Origin of the sequence: Micromonospora pattaloongensis, from assembly GCF_900107255.1 — a bacterium.
GTDB classification, from domain to species: domain Bacteria; phylum Actinomycetota; class Actinomycetes; order Mycobacteriales; family Micromonosporaceae; genus Micromonospora_I; species Micromonospora_I pattaloongensis.
This window is the reverse complement of record NZ_FNPH01000008.1, coordinates 1-20,552: the sequence shown is the minus strand read 5'-3', so window position 1 is coordinate 20,552 and position 20,552 is coordinate 1. Positions and strand designations below refer to the sequence as shown.

The window sequence follows — 20,552 nt, the reverse complement described above, 5'->3', positions numbered from 1 at the left end:
CGAAGGAAGACCTACATGATCGTCTTAACCGCGGACTCCGCGAGCGAGCTGTTCAACGCCGCCTGCCAAGCGGTGCTGCTCAACGGCCGAGCGGTGTGCCCCCGGGACATGGTGACCACCGAGGTCATGGGCGCGCACCTGTGCCTGACGAACCCCCGACGGCGGCTGGTCGCCATCCCACCCGCCCGCGTGATCAACCCGGCGTTCGCGGTCGCCGAGGCGCTGTGGATCCTTTCCGGCTCCGACGACCCGTGGATCTTCGACTTCAACGCCAACCTGCGCCGGTACGCCGACGACGGCGTGCTGCAGGGCGCGTATGGGCCGCGGATCCGCCGGTGGGGCGGCGGCATCGACCAGCTCGACGCGGTCGTGCGGAAGCTGTCGTCCGACCGGGATTCGCGGCAGGCCGTCATCCAGATCCACGACCCGTCTCGTGACCACCGGGGCTATCGGGATGTGCCGTGCACGCTCGGGTACCGGTTCTTCATCCGGCAGGGCCGTCTCGTGATGCACACCAGCATGCGCAGCCAGGACCTGTGGCTCGGCTTTCCGTACGACATCTTCGCCACCACCCTCCTGCAGGAGTTGATGGCAGGGTGGCTCGGGGTCGAGGTCGGGGAGTACCACCATCACGTCGACTCGCTGCACCTGTACGCCGAAAATGCCGCTGCCGCCGCCGAATGCCTCCAGCACCAGCCCGAGGTCACGGAGATGCAACCGATCTCCGTGGCCTGGCCCCACCTGGATGCCGTCCTCACGCAGGTCCTCTCCAGCGGCAGCGGTCTGCCGGATGGCGACCCGTGGAACGCATTCGGGCGCGTGCTGGCCGGCTACCGAGCCTGGAAGGCCGGCGATCGGGACCAGGCGCGCAAGCTCGCCCACGACACGCCCGGCCCGCTCGGCACCGCCCTCACCGCCTGGTACGACCACCTCACGCCGGCGGCGCTCACCGTGGGGCATCTGTCATGACCGCGAGCGTCGTGCTCGGGCTGTGTGCGTACACGCATGACTCGGCAGCAGCGCTGCTGATCGACGGCCGGTTGGTCGGCTTCGTCGAGGAGGAACGCCTCGACGGAGCCAAACACAGCAAGGCGTACCCGGAGCGTGCCGTCGCCTGGCTGCTCGGCGAGGCCGGCCTGTCGCCGCAGGACGTGACCACGGTGGCGTACAACTTCGACGGGCGCCGCTACCTGTTCGCGCTGGGCCAGTTGCCCGCTCACCTGCGACAACCGGCCAGTCGCACCCGTGCTCTCGCCCGGGCTCGCAGCTTCACCACGGTCCACCGCCGCTACCAGGCCCGGATGCGGGAGCTGTCCCAACGCTTCCCACGCGCCCGCCTCCAGCCCGTGCAGCATCACCGCGCCCATGCCCTGTACGCGTTTCTCGCCTCCGGTGTCGACGACGCGGCGGTCCTGACCGTCGACAGCCTCGGCGAGCTGCAGACCACCACCACCTGGCACGCCCGCCGAGACTCGCGGCTCACCCTTGACCTGCGGCATGCGGTCAACGACCCGGCATCCCTCGGATACGCCTACGGGGCCATCACCGAACACCTCGGCTGGCGACGCAGCGACGAGGAGGGAACGGTAATGGCCCTCGCCGCCCTCGGCGACCCGGCCCGCTTCCGGGATGTGATGTCCTGGGCGATCCGGCTCACCACCGACGGCTTCACCCTCGATCCAACACTGCTCGCCCTGCGAGTCCTCTCCAGCCGCTACGGCCGAGTCACGTCCGCGTTCGCCGACGTGACCTGCCCGCCCCGCCCGCCGACGGCGCCGGTCGAGCCCGTACACGCCGACCTGGCCGCCGCCCTGCAGGAACGCACCGAGCAGGTGATGCTGCATCTCGCCGCCCGCGCCCGCCAGCTGACCGGATCCGGGCTGCTGTGCCTCGGCGGCGGGGTCGCGATGAACTGCGTTGCCGCCGGCCTCATCGCTCAGGCCGGCATCGTCGACGAGGTGCACGTACCGCCCGCCCCCGGTGACTCCGGCACCGCGATCGGCGCCGCCGCAGCAGCGTGGCTGGACGCGACCGGCCTCCCACCCACCGACATCGCCCAGCGTTGCTACCTCGGCCCCGCCTACCCTGGCCTAACGCTGCCAGCCGCGCCCCGACCCGGTCTCCACGCGGCCCGCCTGGCAGAACCCGCGCATCACCTGGCCCGGCACCTGGCCGAGGGCCAAATCGTCGGGCTGTTCACCGGCGAACTGGAGACCGGGCCGCGGGCTCTGGGCCACCGGTCGATCCTCGCCTCGCCCCTGAACACCGGCGTGGTCGAACGACTCAACGCCACCGTCAAGTTCCGCGAACCGTTCCGGCCGTTCGCCCCGGTCGTCCTCGCCGACAAGGCCGCCGACTACGTCCGACTGCGCCAACCCTCGCCGTTCATGTCGCTCGCCGCTCCGGTAACCGACCTGACCCGCGACCAGCTACCGGCGATCGTGCACGTCAACGGCACGGCCCGGGTCCAGACCGTCACCAGCGAACAACACCCCTTCCTCGCCGACGTCCTCACCGCCTTCGGCGATATCACCGGGCACCCCGTCCTGATCAACACGTCGTTGAACATCAAGGGCAAACCGATCTGCGGCACACCCGACATGGCCCTGGACTGTCTCACCGAATCCGGCCTCGACGCGCTGCTCATCGAAGACTGGTGGGTGACGAAGTGAGGATCGGCTACAGCTACTGGGGATTCCTCGGCCCTGGCATCACCGACACCCCGGACGGAGGCCGCAGCCACCGCCGGACCCTCGTCGACGGACTGCGCACGGCCGGCCACGACATCGTCTTCCTGCAACCCAATCGCGACCTGAGCGAGGCAGGAGACGACCTAACCGACCACTACCGCTGGGACATCGGCCTACCCGACATCGACGTCCTGTTCCTCGAATGGCGCTGGCCCATCCCCGGCCGCAACACCACGCCATGCGGCCGGCCCGGGCACACCTGCGACCTGCACCGCCAAGCGGACCTGCTCGCCCACTACACCCACCGGTTCGGCACCCCCACCATCCTGTGGGACAAAGACCGCCAACTTCCCGCCACGGACCCACTCCGCCGCACCCGCAACATCACCGTCTGTGAACCAGCGCTCCGCCCAACTCGCGGCGCGGTGCCCCTGCTGTTCCCGGTGGCCGACACCGCCATTGACGCCGCCGACCCCGCCGCGCTGACCGCCCTGCCCCGCCCCACCCCACTGGTCTACGTCGGCAACCAGTACGACCGCGACGACGCCTTCGACACCTACTTTGCGCCCGCCGCCGCACAACTACCCCACCTGGTGGCCGGCAAATGGGCCGACACCACACGCCGGCCATACCTACGCTTCGTCGGCCGAGTCCCCTTTCCCCGCGTCGCCGAGATCTACGCCGACGCCCTGGCCACCGTTCTGCTGCTGCCTCGCCGCTACGCCGCCGCCGGGCAGATGACCCAGCGGATCTTCGAGGCCGTTCTTGCCGGCTGCGCGCCGCTCCTGCCCGCCGATGTCCGAGGCAGCGCCGCGTTCGTCCCACAGTCCCTGATCGTCCGCAACGCCACCGACGTCCGGCACCGCGTCGGCCGGCTCGCCGAGATCGCCGGCACCGGCGAGCACGCCCGGCTGATCGCCAAATGCCTACGGCACCTCAACCCGTTCCGGCTCTCCACCCAGCTCGACGTGCTCGATCGCCTCCTGCATCACCCGGAACCGGTGGCCTGATGACCCACCATGTCGCCTCGGCGCGACGCCACCGCACCCCTACCCTGGAGAGCCATGGACAGGATCGCCATCATCGGCTGCGGCGGCAGCGGCAAATCCACCGTCGCCCGGAAACTGGCCCAGATCCTCGACGCACCGCTGACCCACCTGGATGCCATCTACTACGACGAGCAGTGGAGCCCACTGCCGCAGGAAGAGTTCGCCGCCCAGCAGGAGAAACTCGTCACCGGCGAACGATGGATCATCGAGGGCAACTACGCCAGCACCCTGCCCATCCGGCTCGCCGCCGCAGACACCGTCATCTTCCTCGACCTACCCGCGGCCACCTGCCTGTGGGGCATCACCCAGCGACGCTGGCGCTACCGAGGCGGACAACACCACCAGGACGGCGTCTACGACCGCATCACCTGGAACTTCGTCCGCTACATCCTCGGCTACCGGCGCACCATGCGGCCCCGAGTGCGGAAACTCCTCCGCGAGCACGGACCACACGTACGGCTGATCACCCTGACCAGCCGTCGACAAGCCAACCAGCTCATCACCCGCGTACGCCGCGAACACCAGCCCCGGGCCTGAGCGCGGCGGACGGGACGGCGGTCGGGCCCTTCGCCGACGCCGAACCGTCCTGCACCGCTCAACCCACCGCCAGCTATGGCACAGCGGTGCCGGTATGAGCGGCGGGATCTTCGTCAAGCGGTACGACGACCCGGAGCGCTGCTCTACCGCTGCCGCCCACCACGCCTGGCTCACCAGCCTCGACGCCGGTGTCCGCCTCCCACGCCTACTGGCGACCGACGCCCAGCGTCTGATCTTCGAGCGACTGCCGGGACACACACCGACGGTCGCTGACCTGCCTCGGGTAGCCGCGACGCTCGGCCGCCTGCACGCCGCCGCACACGAACGCGAGTTGCACGCTGCGCGCCTCCACCAGCCCCACACCACGACGACCGGACTGGTGATCCCGGACTTCACCGATCCACGCCGCGCGGCGCTGCACCGCGCTGCCGCCGTCGCAGGCACAGACGCGGCGGCAGTGGATGCGCTACTCGACCGCCCCGGCCTGCCAGCAGCCTTCTACAAGGACCCAAATGTCCGAAACTACCTTGTCGACGGAGAAGACATCGCAGTCGTCGACTTCGACGACTTGACCCTCGCTCCCTTCGGCTACGACCTCGCCGGACTGCTCGTCACCGCCTCCATGACCTACGGCCGCCTCGACGAACCGACCCTCGCCGACTGCGTTGATGCCTACCGTGCCGCGGTGGCACCTCAGCAGTGCCGCCCCGTTGACCTGCACCAATTCGCCGAGCTGCACCACCTGCTGACACTTCGCTACGTCGGCCTCAACGGCTACCGGCACCCGTGGCCCGCTGTCCGGCCCTGGCCCGATCCGTTCCCGCCACGCTGACCGCACCGCGAAGGAGCCCCCTCGTATGGTCCCGACCGAACTCGTCATCGCCCGCCACGGCGAAGCCGCCTGCAACGTCGCCCGAATCGTCGGCGGCGAACGCGGCTGCACCGGACTCACCAACCACGGCCGCGATCAGGTCGCACAGCTCGCCGCCCGCCTGGCCCACGAACACTTACACCAGCCATACGCCGCCTTCTACGCCACCCCACGGCTCCGCGTGGTTGAAACCGCCGAGATCATCACCGAGGCCCTACGCCTGCCCGCCACCATCGATCCGGAACTCCGTGGCCCGGACCATGGCGACGCCGACGGCCAGCCCTGGGTGGACGTCAAGACCGCCTTCCAGGGACCGCTCCAGCACGCTCCCGACCGCCCGTACGCCCACGGCTCCGAGACCTGGAACCACTACCTCGACCGAGCGACGACCGCCCTTCAGAAGATCCTCGCCAGACACGACGGCGAACGAATCCTCATCGCCGCCCACGGCGAAACCGTCGAGGCAGCCCACACCCTGCTACTCGGTCTTCCCCAAAACGCCTGCCTGCGGCTCGGCTTCGTCACCGACCACGCCTCGCTCAACCGGTGGCAGCGGCCCACCAACCGCTTCGGCCGCACCATCTGGCAGCTCGTCACCCACAACGACACCCGACACCTCGGTAACCCGCGGTGACCGACCTCGACCTCCTCCTGGCCCTCTGCCAACGCCTCCTCGACACCGACGCGGTACCCGCCGGCTGGCATTCCGGCCACGCCGGCACCCGCGCACTACGCGCCTCAACGGGCACCCACGGCGAAGTCATCGTCAAAGCGCACCGCAGCCCGGAACGCCACACCCAGGAAGTCCACGCCTACCGAACCCGGATACCCGCGCTCGAAGACAGAGCACCCCGGCTGCTCGCCGCAACGGACGACCCACCAGCAATCGTGGTGACCGCCGTACCCGGAGTCCCGCTCGCCGGGCGTCAGCTCGAACCTGAGGCCGAGCAGGACGCGTACCGGCAGGCAGGGCAACTACTCGCAGCCCTGCATGCCGCCGGACCGGCCCGCCTCGAACCAGACTGGATCGCCTGGCTCGTCGAACGCGCCGAGTACTGGATCCACCGCGCCGAAGACCGCATCACGGCAAGCCGCCGAAGCGAGATACGCGCCCATATGCAGGCTCTTCGTGACCTCGCTCCGCTGCCGGCCCGGCCGTGTCACCTGGACTTCATGCCCCGAAACATGATCTACAGCGACGACGGTGTCGTCCGTCTGATCGACTTTGAGCACAGCCGCTACGACCTCCCAGCCCGCGACCTCGTACGCCTCGCCACCCGCATCTGGCCTTTCCGCCCGGACCTACGTGACAGCTTCCTTGAGGGATACGGCCCGCTCACCGCCATCGACCACGAGGTGATAGATCACTGCGCCTACTTCGACGCCCTGACCAAGCTGTGCAGCTCGTCCTCGCCTGAAGGCCGTGCCGCCGCCACCGTCACGGTCCTGGATGAGCCCCACACCGAACCGGCTGGCCGACTGAGACCTACCTGATCCCTCACCCCGGCCGCAGGCAAAACGAACTACATCGCGACTCCTCGACACACCGAACAAACCAGTAATCACCGATACCTTGACACCCTGGTGTTCAATGCCCGGTTCATGGCGAGGCGACTCAACGACGTTCGTAGGGACCGTTCGTGTCTGGTGTGAGTTCTCTCTGGGCGCATAGCCCTGCTCCTGGCAGCAGCCGGTGGCATTCTCTTGTCGATCATCTTCGTAGTACGGCGGAGCTGGCGCGACGATTTGCCGTTCCATTTGGCGGGGGTGACGTGGCGTACTGGCTTGGTGCGCTGCATGACGTGGGTAAGGCGGCCTGCGCCTGGCAGGACAAGCTTGCTGCTGTCGCGCCCACCGGCCGTCCAGTCGGTATCGACCACAAGTCGCTCGGCACCCGGATCGCATTCGAACGTGGCCTCGGCGCGTTCGCCGGTGCGGTCTTCGGCCATCATGGCGGACTGATCGACTCGCCTAACCTCCGTGAGGCGTTCCGACGCAGGCTGTCTGACGCGCCCGACAACGTGGCGTCCGCCGAGCGGGAGCTGCCCGGCCTGTTGCCGGACCTGCCGGAACGGCTCGACCATCTGGTGCCGGCGGACTGGCGGGCAGATCCGCTGGTGGGGGAGATGGCACTCCGTCTGTGCTACAGCGCTCTGGTCGACGCGGACAGCCTGGACACCAGCGCGCACTTCCAGGGACTCGCCAGCCCACGGGTACGTCCAGACGCCGACTTTGGCCACCTCTACAAGCTGTTCGAGCAGCGGCGGCATGACGAACTCGCAGGGCGCGGCGGCACGCCGATCGGCAGTCTGCGGGAGCGGGTCTACACGGACTGCCTCGCGGCGGCCGAGCGGGATCGTGGGGTGTTCCGCCTCGGTGCGCCAACCGGAGCCGGTAAGACCCTTGCGAGCGGCGGGTTCGCGCTGCGGCACGCGGAGAAGCATGGTCTACGCCGGGTGATCGTGGCGGTTCCGTTCCTCACCGTCACCGAGCAGAATGCCGCCGTCTACCGTCGGCTGCTCGATGAGGACGATGTTGAGCCGGTCGTCCTCGAACATCACAGCCAGGCCGACTTTGACGACCCGAAAGCCGGCCGGTGGGCGCGACTTGCGGCCGAGAACTGGGACGGTCCGTTCGTCGTCACCACGTTTGTTCGGCTCTTCGAATCGTTGTACGCCCGCAAGCCGTCGGCGATGCGCCGGGTGCACCGGCTGGCACATTCGGTGATCGTGCTGGACGAGGTGCAGGCGCTGCCACACGCGATGCTCGCGCCGATCCTCGACGGGCTCCGGCTGCTCGTGCGGCACTTCGGCGCGACCGTGCTGCTCTCCTCGGCGACCCAGCCGAGCTTCTGGGCACTGGATGAGTTCAAGGGCGTGCCGTGCACCGACCTGATCCACGACACTCCGAAACTGGTCAGTGATCTGCGAAGAGTGCGGTACGAGTGGCAGCTCGACCCGAAACCGACGCTGGCCGACATCGCCGACCAGGCCGCGTCGGAGGCAGCGGCGCTGGTCGTGGTCAACACGACCGCGGACGCGAAGGCGGTGTTTGACCAGTGGCGTGACACCGAGCCGGATGGCGTTGCCTGGCACCTGTCCACCCGGATGTGCCCGCACCATCGGCGGCGGGTGCTGGAGAAGGTGCGGGCACGCCTTAACCGGAGCGAGCGTGTCCTGCTCGTGGCCACCCAGCTGATCGAGGCTGGGGTGGACGTCGATTTCCCGGTGGTGTTCCGTGCGATGGCGCCGGCCGATTCGCTGCTTCAGGCGGCCGGGCGAGCCAACCGCGAGGGACGGATGCCGGACGGGGGACGAGTGGTCGTGTTCGCTCCAGAGGACGGCGGGCAGCCGCCCACGTACAAGACATTGGTCGGCTGCACCGGGCGCCAGTTCGGACCGGATAAGGCCGACCCGGACGATACGGAGGCGCTCGGACGCTACTACCGCAACGTGTACGACGTGTTGAATCTCGCCGACGGCCAGCACGTCGGGAAACGCATCCAGCACGCCCGAGGACGGTGGCAGTTCGAGACCGTGGCCGAGGGGCCGATGGACGCGAGCACCAAACGGCGGGACCGGAGGCTGGCATTCCGAATCATCGACGATGACGGGATTGGCGTGGTGACGCCGCAGGGGGCCGAGACACCTGAGTTGCGGCGCGAACTGGAGCAACTGATCGAGGAACTGCGCCTGGCGCCGGTTCCTGACCTGGCGAAGCTGCGGCGGTTGCAGGCGTACACGACAAACCTTCACCCCAGCGCCCTACGCCAACCCGGTGTGATGGCGCTGATGCGGCCGATCCTCGGTAACGAGGTGCGGCGGGGCGTGCTGGTCGAGTGGGTCGGCGAGTACGACGATGCCATCGGCATCAGTCTTGACCCGAAGCCGGAGCAGTTTGTTCTCTGACGAGGGCCGAGAGGGTCACCAGGTAAACACGAATGCGTTGGGCGCTCACCTGGTGACCCAATCTCACTTCATGATCGCGTTTAGCGAACCTGCCGTGATCAAACTGGCGAGCACGCCTGCGGAAACACTGTCGGCTGTGCCGACCATGATGCCGACTGCCCCGCTGAGCCCGATGATGACTGCCCAGCGGACAGGCAAGGGAGCCGGGCTCTTCGGCTCGTGGTCCCGGTTGAGTGGCCTGCGGTCGCGGCGTTGATCTACTGTCATGTGGTTCCCTTCGGCCTATCGGACGGCGGGGGAGCTGGGCGGTCCGCTGTTGGCGCAGCGGACCGTCGTTTTTGAGGGACGGTTTCCGCCCGGCTCGGAGCCAGGCATTCGCCCGACCGCGTCAGTTAACTCGATTATGGACGGTCCGGCAAGACCACCACCTGAGGAAGTGGGATACACTGCGTCGGCGCCGGCTCGGAAACTGGGGCGCCTGCAGCGCCTTCTGGTGCTGAGGATCGCAACCTCAGGTGGTGATCGAGCACCTTCGTCGCTGCCGGCATGGACTGAGGGTCGTACAGTCCATGCCGGACGGTCACCGACCGATGGCGAGCCTCACCTGGTTGATCAATCAGCCGGTTTTGTCGTACCGGTCGTGGATCCTCGCACCTGTTGTGTGAGAGGTCCGCCGATTTCATGGTTGGGTGCCTTATCGATCGTGTGTTCGATCAGCTCTGATCTTGGGAGGGGTTTGTGCTGTGACGACGGATGTGGTCAACGGGCTGACTCTGAGGCGCAGCCCGGACGGTGACCTTCCGGTTGTGGTGCAGGTCAGTGGTGAGGCGGCGCTGTTCTCACGGCCGGAACTGAAGGTGGAGCGGGTCAGTTATCCGGTGATGACCCCGTCGGCTGCGGTGGGCGTACTCGAATCGATCTTCTGGAAGCCGGAGATGCGGTACCAGGTTGTCGCGATCGAGGTGCTCAAGCCGGTGAGGCAGTTCTCGGTTCGACGTAACGAGACCTCCGACGTCGCGCCGCTGGCTGAGGCGATCAAGGGCACCCGCCGGGTGGACACGGCCGCGCACCGCGACCAGCGCAATGCCGTCTGCCTGCGTGACGTGGCGTACCGGATCCACGCCCACATCGAGTTGGCTGCGCACGCGGACAAGCCGGTCGCGGCGTACCGGGATCAGCTTCGTCGCCGAGTCCGCAAGGGTGCCTGTTTCCAGCAGCCGTATCTCGGCACTCGGGAGTTCAGCGCCGAGTTTGGCTGGCCGGATGACACGCCGCGGGCGGACGTCAACGAGGAGGTCGGCATCATGCTGCACTCCATCCACCGGGACGGAAAGCCTGGCCAGCCGCGGATGGAGTGGTTCGCCGCGCGGGTTGTCGCCGGTGTGCTCTATGTGCCCGACCGTGGGATTGAGCTGGCGCTTCCGGTGGAAGGCCAGGTGGCGTAGTGCTGCTGCAACGGCTGGTGGAGTACGCCGACACCAGCGAGGACGTCATCCCGGCCTTCTACGCCCGTAAGCCGGTGCGGTGGAGCCTGGAGATCGACGGGAACGGCGTACCCGAGGGTGACCTGGTCAGCACAGCGGACAAGGACGACCCGCAACGAAGGTTCGGGGTATCCCGCCTGGTTCCGTCGGTGACCCGGACTGTCGGGATCTCACCCGCGCTCGCGGTCGACAACGGCGAGTACGTCTTCGGCTGGCTGTCGGAGGGAGCCAAGCCGGAGCGGGTCGCGAAGCAGCACGAGGCGTTCCGCGCCCTGATCACCGAGTGGGCCGCTGCCGAACGGAACGGCCCGGGCCCGGCCATCGCCGCCTTTTATCGGGACGGGCATGCGGGCAAGCTCCGGCCGCCGACCGATTGGAGCAGGGGTGATCTGATCGGCCTCTGGGTCGATGGGGTGTATGCGGCAGACACCGGCTCGGCGCGGCGGTTTTGGGCCGGGGTGGCTGGTGACCGGAAGGGTTCGGGGCGGTCGGGCCTGTGTCTGGTCTGTGGGCAGGTGCAGCCGTTGCTCAAGACTGTGCCGCAGCAGATTCCTCGGCGGTGGGTGCCTGGCGCCACCCAGAGCGCGTCGCTGGTCAGCATGAACGAGGCCGTGCACGGCTACGAGCTGCAGAAGTTCCTGACCAACACCCCGATCTGCGCCGACTGCGGCCTTAAGTTCATGACCGCGCTGACCGGTCTGCTTTCCGATCCGCTGCACAGCACCGCCCTGTCCGGGCAGAACGCTCGACTCGCCTGGTGGGTGTTGGGCGGGTCGGACTTCGATCCGTGGGCGACGGTCGAGCAGCTGGACCCGACCCAGATCCAGAACCTGATTGCGGGCCCCGCCAGCGGCAAGGAATCGGCGGCGGACGACCTGTCCCGGTACTGCTCGGTGACGGTGGGCGGCAACGTCGCCCGAGTGGTCGTACGGGACTGGGTTGAGCAGCCGATCCGCCAGGTGAAGGACAACATCAGGGCCTGGTTCGACGACCACAAGATCGTTGACGCCTGGACCGGTGAGGTGGTGGAGGTCAAGGTCTCCCAGTTGGCCCGGGCGGCCGGGCGGTTCGAGGCCGGGCGCAACGGAGGCCCCGGGACCTGGACCAAGTTCGGTGCGTCCGGCGAACACCGACCGCCCGACCTGTTCCACCGGCTGCTTGGTGCGGCGCTGCTCAAGCGGCCGTTGCCGCCGAAACTGCTCAACCATGTCATCAACCGGATCCGTATCGACGGCCGGCTCGACGCGGCTCGTGCCGCACTGATCCGGCTCGCACTCCGCCGCCACCCCAACCTGCCCGAACATGAACGAGAGAGGCTGACGCCGACCTTGAGCGTGGAGCACAAACAGAAGCCGGCCTACGTGTCCGGCCGAATCTTCGCCGTCATGGACGACCTGCAACGGACCGTGTTCCGGGTCGCCGACCAGAAGCTGAACACCACCTTCGCCGAACGCTACTTCGGCCGCGCCATCGACAACCCGCAGGTCGTCATCGTTTCCGGCCGCCGCAACGTGCAGGCATGGCTCAAACGGCTGCGCGGGCCACTGCGCCGGCCGAACTGGTCCGAGGCATACGAACGGCGACTCGATGACCTGTTTGTCCAGCTCGACGCAATTCCCAACGGCGCGGTGCTGACTGACAAGGCCCAGTTCGTCCTCGGCTACCACCAGCAGCGGGCCGAAATGCGGACCGAACGACTCGCGGCAGCCGCCAACAAGAAGAAGACCGACCTGCCCCCGGAGCCCGACGACGTGGCGCCGACCACCGACGCCGAAGGAGACGATGCATGACCGCCGCGCACCTCGACGCGACCCGCCGCCACGACGCCGTCCTGCTGTTCGACGTCAGCGACGGAAACCCGAACGGCGACCCGGACGCCGGCAACCAGCCGCGCACCGACGACGAGAGCGGACAGGGCCTGGTCACCGACGTGGCAATTAAGCGCAAAATCCGCGACACGGTGTCGCTGCTGCGGGGCGACGACCCGCGCTACGGCATCTTCGTCGAGGCAGGCTTCGCCCTGAACACCCGGATCGAGGCGGCGTTGAAGGCCAACCCGGGCAAGGCCGACGACGCGCAGCGGTGGATGTGCGAGCACTACTTCGACATCCGAATGTTCGGCGGCGTACTCAGCACCGGCAAGGGAGGCGGTGCCGGCCAGGTCCGCGGCCCGCTCCAGCTCACCTTCGCCCGCAGCATTGATCCGATCCTGCCCACCGACCACACCATCACTCGGGTTACCCAGACCCGGCAGGAGGACATCGACAAGGGGGAGCGGACGGAGATCGGCTCCAAGTGGTCCGTTCCGTACGGCCTGTACCGGGCGCACGTGTTCTACTCTGCGCCCCGCGCCGCGAAGACCGGCGTGACCAGCGATGACCTGGCTGCGCTCTGGCAGGCCATCACGGTCATGTTCGACCACGACCGGGCCGCCACCCGCGGCGAGATGAAGCTGTGTGGGCTCTACGTGTTCAGCCACCCCGACGCGTTCGGGGTCGCCCCCTCGGCCGCCCTCACCCAGCGCATCACGCTTAAGCGCAAAGACGAAGACAAGGCGGCGCGCGCCCACACCGACTACAACCGCACCATCGACGAGTCGGGGCTACCGGACGGTGTCGAGCTGACGAAGCTGGTCGACCTCTGGCCGTGACCGACGACCACCCGGCGGACAGCGGCACCGACCTGCGGGAGGTGCCGCTGTCCGCGCTGGAGCACTACGCCTACTGCCACCGGCAGACAGCGCTGATCCACGTAGAGGGCGTCTGGTCGGAAAGCGTCGAGACGGTGCGCGGCGACCTCAGCCACACCACGGTCGACCTGCCGGGCATCCAACGCCGCCGGGGCCTCACCGTGATCCGGTCACTACCGGTCTGGAGCCACACCCACGGCCTACGCGGCATCTGCGACATCGTCGAATTCGAGAAGGGTACGGCCACACCGGTCGAATACAAGGTCGGGCATTACAAAGCCGGCGGGCCCGCCGAGCTGCAACTCGGTGGGCAGGCACTCTGCCTTCTCGAAGCCGGCTTCGACGTGCCAACCGGCTACATCTACTCGGTCGCCGAACGGCGCCGGCACGCGATACCCATCGACACCCACCTGCTCGACCGGGTCGTGGCCGCGACCGTGGCCGTACGCCGGCTGCTCGACACCCCGGCTTTGCCGGGCCGCGCGCAACGACGCCCGCTGCCGGCGATGTTCACTGCGCGAGGACTGCCTGCCCGAACTGACCGACGGCCGGCGGCAGGCCACACCCGACCTGTTGACCCCACGACCATTGGGACAGTGGTGTGACTGAGCTGCTCAACACCCTCTACGTGCAGACCCCCGGAACCAGCCTGCACCTCGACGGCGACACCGTCCGCGTGCACCACCCCGACCAGCCCGGACGCCGGCTGCTACCGCTCGTCCGACTCGACCACCTGGTCCTGTTCAGCGGCGTGACACCCAGCGACGACCTCCTGCTACAGTGCGCCGACGACGGCCGCTCGGTCAGCTGGCTCACCGGTAACGGACGCTTCCGAGCCGGCCTGGTCGGCCCCACCCACGGCAACCCACTGCTCCGCAAAGCCCAACACCGGGCCGCCGACTCGCCGGACCGGCAACTACCAATCGCGATCGCCATCGTCGCCGGCAAGATACACAACGCGCGACAAGTGCTGCTACGCGCCGCTAGGGACACCAGCGGACACCGGCAAACAGCGCTACGGGCCAGCGCCGAAATACTGGCCGGGCGGCTTGAACTGCTCACCACCGCGACCAGCAGCAACGAAGTGCTCGGCGTCGAAGGCATCGCCGCACGCGACTACTTCGCCGCCATGCCCTACCTGCTCGGCGACAACAAGGACTGGAAGGCCTCCGGGCGCAACAAACGACCACCCACCGACCCGCTGAACTGCCTGCTCTCCTTCCTGTACGGCATGCTGCGGGTCGCTGTGCAGGGCGCGCTCGATCAGGTCGGACTCGACCCGTACATCGGCTTCCTACACGCCGTCCGGCCGGGCAAACCCGCTCTCGCGCTGGACCTGATGGAAGAGTTCCGGCCACTACTGGCCGACCGGCTCGCGCTCACCATGCTCAACCGGCGCGAGCTGAGCCCGACCGACTTTGAGGTACTGCCAAACAAGGCATACCGGCTTACAGACGGTGGACGTAAGACCGTGCTGGCCGCCTGGCAGCAGAGCAGGCAGCGTAACTGGCCGCACGCGCAGCTCGGCCGGGAGGTGCCCGCCGCGCTGCTGCCGCTCGTACAGGCCCGGCTGCTCGCACGTCACCTCCGCGGAGACCTGGTCGCATACCAACCCTGGACGGTGAACTAGTGGACTTACTCGTCACGTACGACGTCGAGACGGTCACGCCACGAGGGCAACGCCGACTGCGCAAGGTCGCCAAAACCTGTGAGGCGTACGGCCATCGCGTGCAACAGTCGGTGTTCGAGGTGGTCTGCCGCGAAACCGACAAGGTGCGCCTGGTCGCCGCGCTCCAAGAGGTCATCGACCCGGCCCAGGACACCATCAGGATCTACCGGCTGCCGGCCCACGCGCTCGACGACGTCGAACATCTCGGCAAACCACGGCTGATCGAACCACGCGGAGCGTTAGTGATCTAGGAACCCCAAGTGAACGCCAAAACCCGGGGGGTTCCGAGCCGAATGATGTGGAGGAACTGCGCAAATCGGACTGCGTGCGAGTCGAATATGCATCGTCAGATTGCCATTTTCGCTGCTCGCAAACGCCTGCGCCCGGCCATCGCGCCGGGCGAGGATCGCAACTGGGTGTGAGGAGGTGCCCGTGGCTATCACCGAGCGCCTGCGCCCGGCCATCGCGCCGGGCGAGGATCGCAACGGCCGGTGCCGGGCGATCAGCAGCTTCTCGGCGCAGGCCTGCGCCCGGCCATCGCGCCGGGCGAGGATCGCAACTCCTTCGGGCCGGCCGGCGCGACGGGTGCATTCGATGCCTGCGCCCGGCCATCGCGCCGGGCGAGGATCGCAACTCCGCCTCGCCGGCGGCCTTCCACACCCGGCGGAGCCCTGCGCCCGGCCATCGCGCCGGGCGAGGATCGCAACGAGGTGTGGGACATGACCGACGTGCCCGTGGAGGAGTCCTGCGCCCGGCCATCGCGCCGGGCGAGGATCGCAACCCGTCGTCGCGCTGCTCGACGGTCGCCGGCCAGAACCCTGCGCCCGGCCATCGCGCCGGGCGAGGATCGCAACGGGTCGCTCGCCGACGCGCAGGTCTACCAGACGACGGGTCCTGCGCCCGGCCATCGCGCCGGGCGAGGATCGCAACACGGCGCCCTACGTGGTGGTGGGCCGCCCGCCCGGCGCCTGCGCCCGGCCATCGCGCCGGGCGAGGACCGCAACGGGTCGCTCGCCGACGCGCAGGTCTACCAGACGACGGGTCCTGCGCTCGGCCATCGCGCCGGGCGAGGATCGCAACACGGCGCCCTACGTGGTGGTGGGCCGCCCGCCCGGCGCCTGCGCCCGGCCATCGCGCCGGGCGAGGATCGCAACGGGTCGCTCGCCGACGCGCAGGTCTACCAGACGACGGGTCCTGCGCTCGGCCATCGCGCCGGGCGAGGATCGCAACACGGCGCCCTACGTGGTGGTGGGCCGCCCGCCCGGCGCCTGCGCCCGGCCATCGCGCCGGGCGAGGATCGCAACTTGAGAGGAACGGGGATGCCGACCTTGGACTGGTCGCCTGCGCCCGGCCATCGCGCCGGGCGAGGATCGCAACCCCGGCCACGCAGACGGCGCTGCAGGTGCGCTACGTGCCTGCGCCCGGCCATCGCGCCGGGCGAGGATCGCAACAAGTACGACGGCGGTATGGCCGACATGGTCGAGTTCACCTGCGCCCGGCCATCGCGCCGGGCGAGGATCGCAACTCTGACCTGGGGCTTTGGGGGTCACCCCCCACCCCCGTCCCTGCGCCCGGCCATCGCGCCGGGCGAGGATCGCAACCACTTGCTGATCATCCAGTTGAGCGCGGAGCGGAATGCCTGCGCCCGGCCATCGCGCCGGGCGAGGATCGCAACGCGCTGCGGTCGTACACCGACGGCGGGGAGCACTACGCCTGCGCCCGGCCATCGCGCCGGGCGAGGATCGCAACACCACCTCCGACAAGGCCACCGCGTCCACGCGGGCAGCCTGCGCCCGGCCATCGCGCCGGGCGAGGATCGCAACGAGCGCTTGGCTGCCGAGGTCCGTACCGGCTCGCCAGACCTGCGCCCGGCCATCGCGCCGGGCGAGGATCGCAACCGCACCACCGACAAGGTGACCGGGGCGTGCGCCTGGCCGCCTGCGCCCGGCCATCGCGCCGGGCGAGGATCGCAACCACCCACCGCACGAACCCGGCGCGGCTGGTGATCCCGCCTGCGCCCGGCCATCGCGCCGGGCGAGGATCGCAACTGGCTCAGCCAGCACGATGTGTCCGTCCCGATGACCCTGCGCCCGGCCATCGCGCCGGGCGTGGATCGCAACGATCGCGTCGGCCACCTGTCCGCCCAAGTGGTTGAGGGCCCTGCGCCCGGCCATCGCGCCGGGCGAGGATCGCAACGTTTGGGTGTCAGGATGGCACCACCTCGTAATGGGCCTGCGCCCGGCCATCGCGCCGGGCGAGGATCGCAACCACGCCTCCATCGCGTCGCGGTACGGGCGGCGCCACGACCCTGCGCCCGGCCATCGCGCCGGGCGAGGATCGCAACTCGTGCGGGTCCTGCGTGTCGGCCCACCACTCCGCGACCCTGCGCCCGGCCATCGCGCCGGGCGAGGATCGCAACTGCCGCGGCGTGACCCCCTGCGCCCGCCCGTTCCGCCACCTGCGCCCGGCCATCGCGCCGGGCGAGGATCGCAACATCCCGCGGCTCGGCAACCGCGCCCGGTCCCGTGCCCTGCGCCCGGCCATCGCGCCGGGCGAGGATCGCAACAAGAGTCTTGGGTGGAAGGAGGTTCGCGGCGGTCTCAACCTGCGCCCGGCCATCGCGCCGGGCGAGGATCGCAACCGCGAGAACGGCATCCCGGTCGCGGTGATCGACGGCGCCCTGCGCCCGGCCATCGCGCCGGGCGAGGATCGCAACCCGGTGTCGTCGCGCATCGACCCGACCGTGCCGCCGGCCTGCGCCCGGCCATCGCGCCGGGCGAGGATCGCAACGACTACGCGGAGCACTGGGACCAGACCCGGCCGTCCGCCCTGCGCCCGGCCATCGCGCCGGGCGAGGATCGCAACGAGGGGGTGGGTCGGTTGATGCGCTGGTGCTCGGGCCACCTGCGCCCGGCCATCGCGCCGGGCGAGGATCGCAACCGCGGATTCAGCACCGTGACCAGCGGTTCGCCGTACGCCTGCGCCCGGCCATCGCGCCGGGCGAGGATCGCAACTCCCCCTGGTCGACGGCCAGCCGAAGGGGACGCTGGTGTCCTGCGCCCGGCCATCGCGCCGGGCGAGGATCGCAACGTCGAGTGGCTGATGGGCCTGCCCGCCGGCTGGGTCCCTGCGCCCGGCCATCGCGCCGGGCGAGGATCGCAACCTGTTTCTAGATGAGACACTAACCCCGGTAGCCCGGTGCCTGCGCCCGGCCATCGCGCCGGGCGAGGATCGCAACTACGAACCGGAAGTCTGGTGGTCTGTCACCCCCACCACCTGCGCCCGGCCATCGCGCCGGGCGAGGATCGCAACGACGGGATACTCGACGACCTGAATTCCGACCCCAACCCTGCGCCCGGCCATCGCGCCGGGCGAGGATCGCAACACGCTGCACCCCCGCCGTACACCTCGTTGGCCGTCTCCTGCGCCCGGCCATCGCGCCGGGCGAGGATCGCAACACCCCGGAGCCCGGGTGGCTCGGGAAGACGGGGTCGGGCCTGCGCCCGGCCATCGCGCCGGGCGAGGATCGCAACCAGGAGAAGACCCCGCCCTACCTCGTCACGGTCGTCGAGCCTGCGCCCGGCCATCGCGCCGGGCGAGGATCGCAACTGAGAGGGGCCAGGGCATGGTCTTTCCCGAAACCGAGCTCCTGCGCCCGGCCATCGCGCCGGGCGAGGATCGCAACGGCCTCGGCCTATTCGGCGCTCTCATCATCATTGCGGCACCTGCGCCCGGCCATCGCGCCGGGCGAGGATCGCAACCTCGCGGCCGGCGACGGGGTGGCTCATGGCGTTGGTCCCTGCGCCCGGCCATCGCGCCGGGCGAGGATCGCAACCGCGATCTTGATCAGCGTGGCGAGTGCGGCCCGAATGTCCCTGCGCCCGGCCATCGCGCCGGGCGAGGATCGCAACGTCCACAGCCAGTGCAAGACGACGCCGCGCAGCTCCGCCTGCGCCCGGCCATCGCGCCGGGCGAGGATCGCAACGAGGTCGGTCCCACCCTGCTCGGCATGAACGCCGCCACCCCTGCGCCCGGCCATCGCGCCGGGCGAGGATCGCAACTCGACCACGAACGCCTTGTACGGGCGGCCCCGCAGCTGCCTGCGCCCGGCCATCGCGCCGGGCGAGGATCGCAACTCCGGGGTGCCCGGACCGCCACCGCTGGATCCGGCCCTGCGCCCGGCCATCGCGCCGAGCGAGGATCGCAACTCCCACGTCATCGCCTTGTCGATGAACAGGTGGAAGCCTGCGCCCGGCCATCGCGCCGGGCGAGGATCGCAACGAGTTGGTGATCGACAGTGACGCCGACGAGCACGAGCCTGCGCCCGGCCATCGCGCCGGGCGAGGATCGCAACGACCGGTTGGGCGACGCCGCCGGTGACACCTTGACGATCCTGCGCCCGGCCATCGCGCCGGGCGAGGATCGCAACCGTGCAGCGAGGTGAGCGACCAGCAGCGCCTGCGGCCTGCGCCCGGCCATCGCGCCGGGCGAGGATCGCAACACTGGGCTGGCCAGCTCGGTGGTGGACGGTGTGTCGGCCTGCGCCCGGCCATCGCGCCGGGCGAGGATCGCAACCCCGCTGTGGGAGGCCGCCGACGGGTCCGGATCCGACGCGGCCTGCGCCCGGCCATCGCGCCGGGCGAGGATCGCAACCGCATTGGCCCGTGGTCCTTCGCCATGGTTCGCTACCGCCTGCGCCCGGCCATCGCGCCGGGCGAGGATCGCAACAGCCGCTTGATCGCCTCGTCCGTGACGGGGACGTCCTGGCCTGCGCCCGGCCATCGCGCCGGGCGAGGATCGCAACGCCAAGAGTGCGATGAACGGCGGCGAGGGCGGCACCACGCTGCGCCCGGGCCATCGCGCCGGGCGAGGAACGCAACGACTACCCGCCACCGTCGTTCGTCTCGTGGGCCAACGGGTAACGGCACCCGGTCTCCGTGTCACTGTCACACGAGATTCGCATCGCGAAGCCGGTTGCTATTGTCCGATTGACGGCAGGTGCATGAAGGTTGACACAAGGTCGCCGGAACGAGTTGATCTATTCGGCACCAGCAAACCTCGCGGGCAAGGCACAGGTCATTGGGCACCGCCCGATGCCCGTGAGCTGGACATAGTCAGCGGTAGCGGATCGCCGGCGATGGTCGCCGGTTGGTTCGCGTGGTGGTACCTCCGGCCCACCAGCCGTTTTCCTCGTCAGAGCTTTTTCGGCTGCCCAGGCGGACCGCGTCAAGGTCTGGACCAAGGCTCTCAGTCCGCATTGAGTCCGCAGCACGACCATCCGCCCGGTCGAGGCGGTCCGCCACCTGGTCCAGGTCGTCTTCCAAGAGGTCCGCGTACACGTCCAGCGTCATCGCCGCCGCGGCGTGCCCGAGCATCCGCTGCACCGCCTTCACGTTGGCGCCCTCGGCCACCGCGAGACTCGCGGCCGTGCGCCGCAGCTCGTGCGGCGTCAGGCCGGCGATCTGTGCGGCGCTCCGCCCCGAACCTCGGCCCTCCTCAGAGATCCGCTAGCGCCCCAGGTATCCGCAAACGATCACTCCGTGCAATCCAAAGCGGCTGAAAGGCGGGCGATGTCGGCAGCATCCTTGGCGCGTCGAGGCCGGCCGGGCACCCACACCGGCATCATCTGCTTGATCTCGATCTGGGCTCGTGGCT

The 20,552-nt window shown here is 69.3% G+C and carries 15 protein-coding genes and 1 CRISPR repeat array; of the genes, 14 read left to right on the top strand and 1 reads right to left on the bottom strand.

Annotated elements, in window-relative coordinates; genetic code table 11:
- Positions 1-15 precede the first annotated feature (15 nt).
- From BLW47_RS18855 to cas2, 14 genes are all read left to right on the top strand, one after another.
- On the top strand, positions 16-969 hold the full coding sequence (locus tag BLW47_RS18855; RefSeq protein ID WP_091559442.1) for a thymidylate synthase: 954 nt from the start codon (positions 16-18) through the stop codon (positions 967-969).
- Entirely contained in the window at positions 966-2,672 is a 1,707-nt protein-coding gene (locus tag BLW47_RS18850; RefSeq protein WP_091559438.1) for a carbamoyltransferase family protein, read from the top strand. The genes BLW47_RS18855 and BLW47_RS18850 overlap by 4 nt, the downstream gene beginning before the upstream one ends.
- Positions 2,657-3,700, top strand: a complete 1,044-nt coding sequence (locus BLW47_RS18845) for a CgeB family protein (protein WP_091559434.1) — start codon at positions 2,657-2,659, stop codon at positions 3,698-3,700. Before BLW47_RS18850 ends, BLW47_RS18845 begins: the two co-directional genes overlap by 16 nt.
- A gap of 54 nt (positions 3,701-3,754) precedes the next feature.
- Positions 3,755-4,276: a P-loop NTPase family protein gene (locus BLW47_RS18840; RefSeq protein WP_091559430.1), complete on the top strand. Its 522-nt coding sequence runs from the start codon at positions 3,755-3,757 to the stop codon at positions 4,274-4,276.
- Between the two features lie 94 nt (positions 4,277-4,370).
- Positions 4,371-5,108, top strand: coding sequence for a phosphotransferase (locus tag BLW47_RS18835; protein ID WP_091559425.1), 738 nt, complete (start codon positions 4,371-4,373; stop codon positions 5,106-5,108).
- A gap of 25 nt (positions 5,109-5,133) precedes the next feature.
- Positions 5,134-5,781: a histidine phosphatase family protein gene (locus BLW47_RS18830; protein ID WP_091559422.1), complete on the top strand. Its 648-nt coding sequence runs from the start codon at positions 5,134-5,136 to the stop codon at positions 5,779-5,781.
- The gene (locus BLW47_RS18825; protein WP_245736760.1) at positions 5,778-6,641 is read left to right on the top strand and encodes a phosphotransferase enzyme family protein; all 864 of its coding nucleotides are present in this window, start codon (positions 5,778-5,780) and stop codon (positions 6,639-6,641) included. Before BLW47_RS18830 ends, BLW47_RS18825 begins: the two co-directional genes overlap by 4 nt.
- Before the next feature lie 155 nt (positions 6,642-6,796).
- On the top strand, positions 6,797-9,055 hold the full coding sequence (locus BLW47_RS18820) for a CRISPR-associated helicase/endonuclease Cas3 (RefSeq protein WP_091559419.1): 2,259 nt from the start codon (positions 6,797-6,799) through the stop codon (positions 9,053-9,055).
- Positions 9,056-9,810: 755 nt separating this feature from the next.
- On the top strand, positions 9,811-10,500 hold the full coding sequence (gene cas5c / locus BLW47_RS18815) for a type I-C CRISPR-associated protein Cas5c (protein ID WP_091559810.1): 690 nt from the start codon (positions 9,811-9,813) through the stop codon (positions 10,498-10,500).
- Positions 10,500-12,329: a type I-C CRISPR-associated protein Cas8c/Csd1 gene (gene cas8c, locus BLW47_RS18810; protein WP_091559415.1), complete on the top strand. Its 1,830-nt coding sequence runs from the start codon at positions 10,500-10,502 to the stop codon at positions 12,327-12,329. Before cas5c ends, cas8c begins: the two co-directional genes overlap by 1 nt.
- Positions 12,326-13,189 (top strand): type I-C CRISPR-associated protein Cas7/Csd2, encoded by an 864-nt coding sequence (gene cas7c, locus BLW47_RS18805; protein ID WP_091559412.1) that lies wholly within the window; start codon positions 12,326-12,328, stop codon positions 13,187-13,189. The genes cas8c and cas7c overlap by 4 nt, the downstream gene beginning before the upstream one ends.
- On the top strand, positions 13,186-13,833 hold the full coding sequence (locus tag BLW47_RS18800; RefSeq protein WP_245736758.1) for a CRISPR-associated protein Cas4: 648 nt from the start codon (positions 13,186-13,188) through the stop codon (positions 13,831-13,833). Before cas7c ends, BLW47_RS18800 begins: the two co-directional genes overlap by 4 nt.
- Positions 13,830-14,858 (top strand): type I-C CRISPR-associated endonuclease Cas1c, encoded by a 1,029-nt coding sequence (gene cas1c, locus BLW47_RS18795; RefSeq protein ID WP_091559409.1) that lies wholly within the window; start codon positions 13,830-13,832, stop codon positions 14,856-14,858. Before BLW47_RS18800 ends, cas1c begins: the two co-directional genes overlap by 4 nt.
- Positions 14,858-15,148, top strand: a complete 291-nt coding sequence (gene cas2, locus BLW47_RS18790) for a CRISPR-associated endonuclease Cas2 (protein ID WP_175543708.1) — start codon at positions 14,858-14,860, stop codon at positions 15,146-15,148. Before cas1c ends, cas2 begins: the two co-directional genes overlap by 1 nt.
- A 125-nt stretch (positions 15,149-15,273) precedes the next feature.
- A CRISPR array of direct repeats spans positions 15,274-19,777; the repeat unit is 37 nt; unit sequence CCTGCGCCCGGCCATCGCGCCGGGCGAGGATCGCAAC.
- A 234-nt stretch (positions 19,778-20,011) separates the two neighbouring features.
- Here cas2 and BLW47_RS25675 read toward each other — a convergent pair.
- Complete coding sequence (locus BLW47_RS25675; RefSeq protein ID WP_281247291.1) at positions 20,012-20,350, bottom strand: tyrosine-type recombinase/integrase; 339 nt, start codon at positions 20,348-20,350, stop codon at positions 20,012-20,014.
- Between the last annotated feature and the right edge of the window lie 202 nt (positions 20,351-20,552).

Bases quoted from the DNA above. Each gene is read 5' to 3' on its own strand.
- BLW47_RS18855 (WP_091559442.1), top strand. From the start codon at position 16: ATGATCGTCTTAACCGCGGACTCCGCGAGCGAGCTGTTCAACGCCGCC.
- BLW47_RS18850 (WP_091559438.1), top strand. From the start codon at position 966: ATGACCGCGAGCGTCGTGCTCGGGCTGTGTGCGTACACGCATGACTCG.
- BLW47_RS18840 (WP_091559430.1), top strand. From the start codon at position 3,755: ATGGACAGGATCGCCATCATCGGCTGCGGCGGCAGCGGCAAATCCACC.
- BLW47_RS18835 (WP_091559425.1), top strand. From the start codon at position 4,371: ATGAGCGGCGGGATCTTCGTCAAGCGGTACGACGACCCGGAGCGCTGC.
- BLW47_RS18830 (WP_091559422.1), top strand. From the start codon at position 5,134: ATGGTCCCGACCGAACTCGTCATCGCCCGCCACGGCGAAGCCGCCTGC.
- cas7c (WP_091559412.1), top strand. From the start codon at position 12,326: ATGACCGCCGCGCACCTCGACGCGACCCGCCGCCACGACGCCGTCCTG.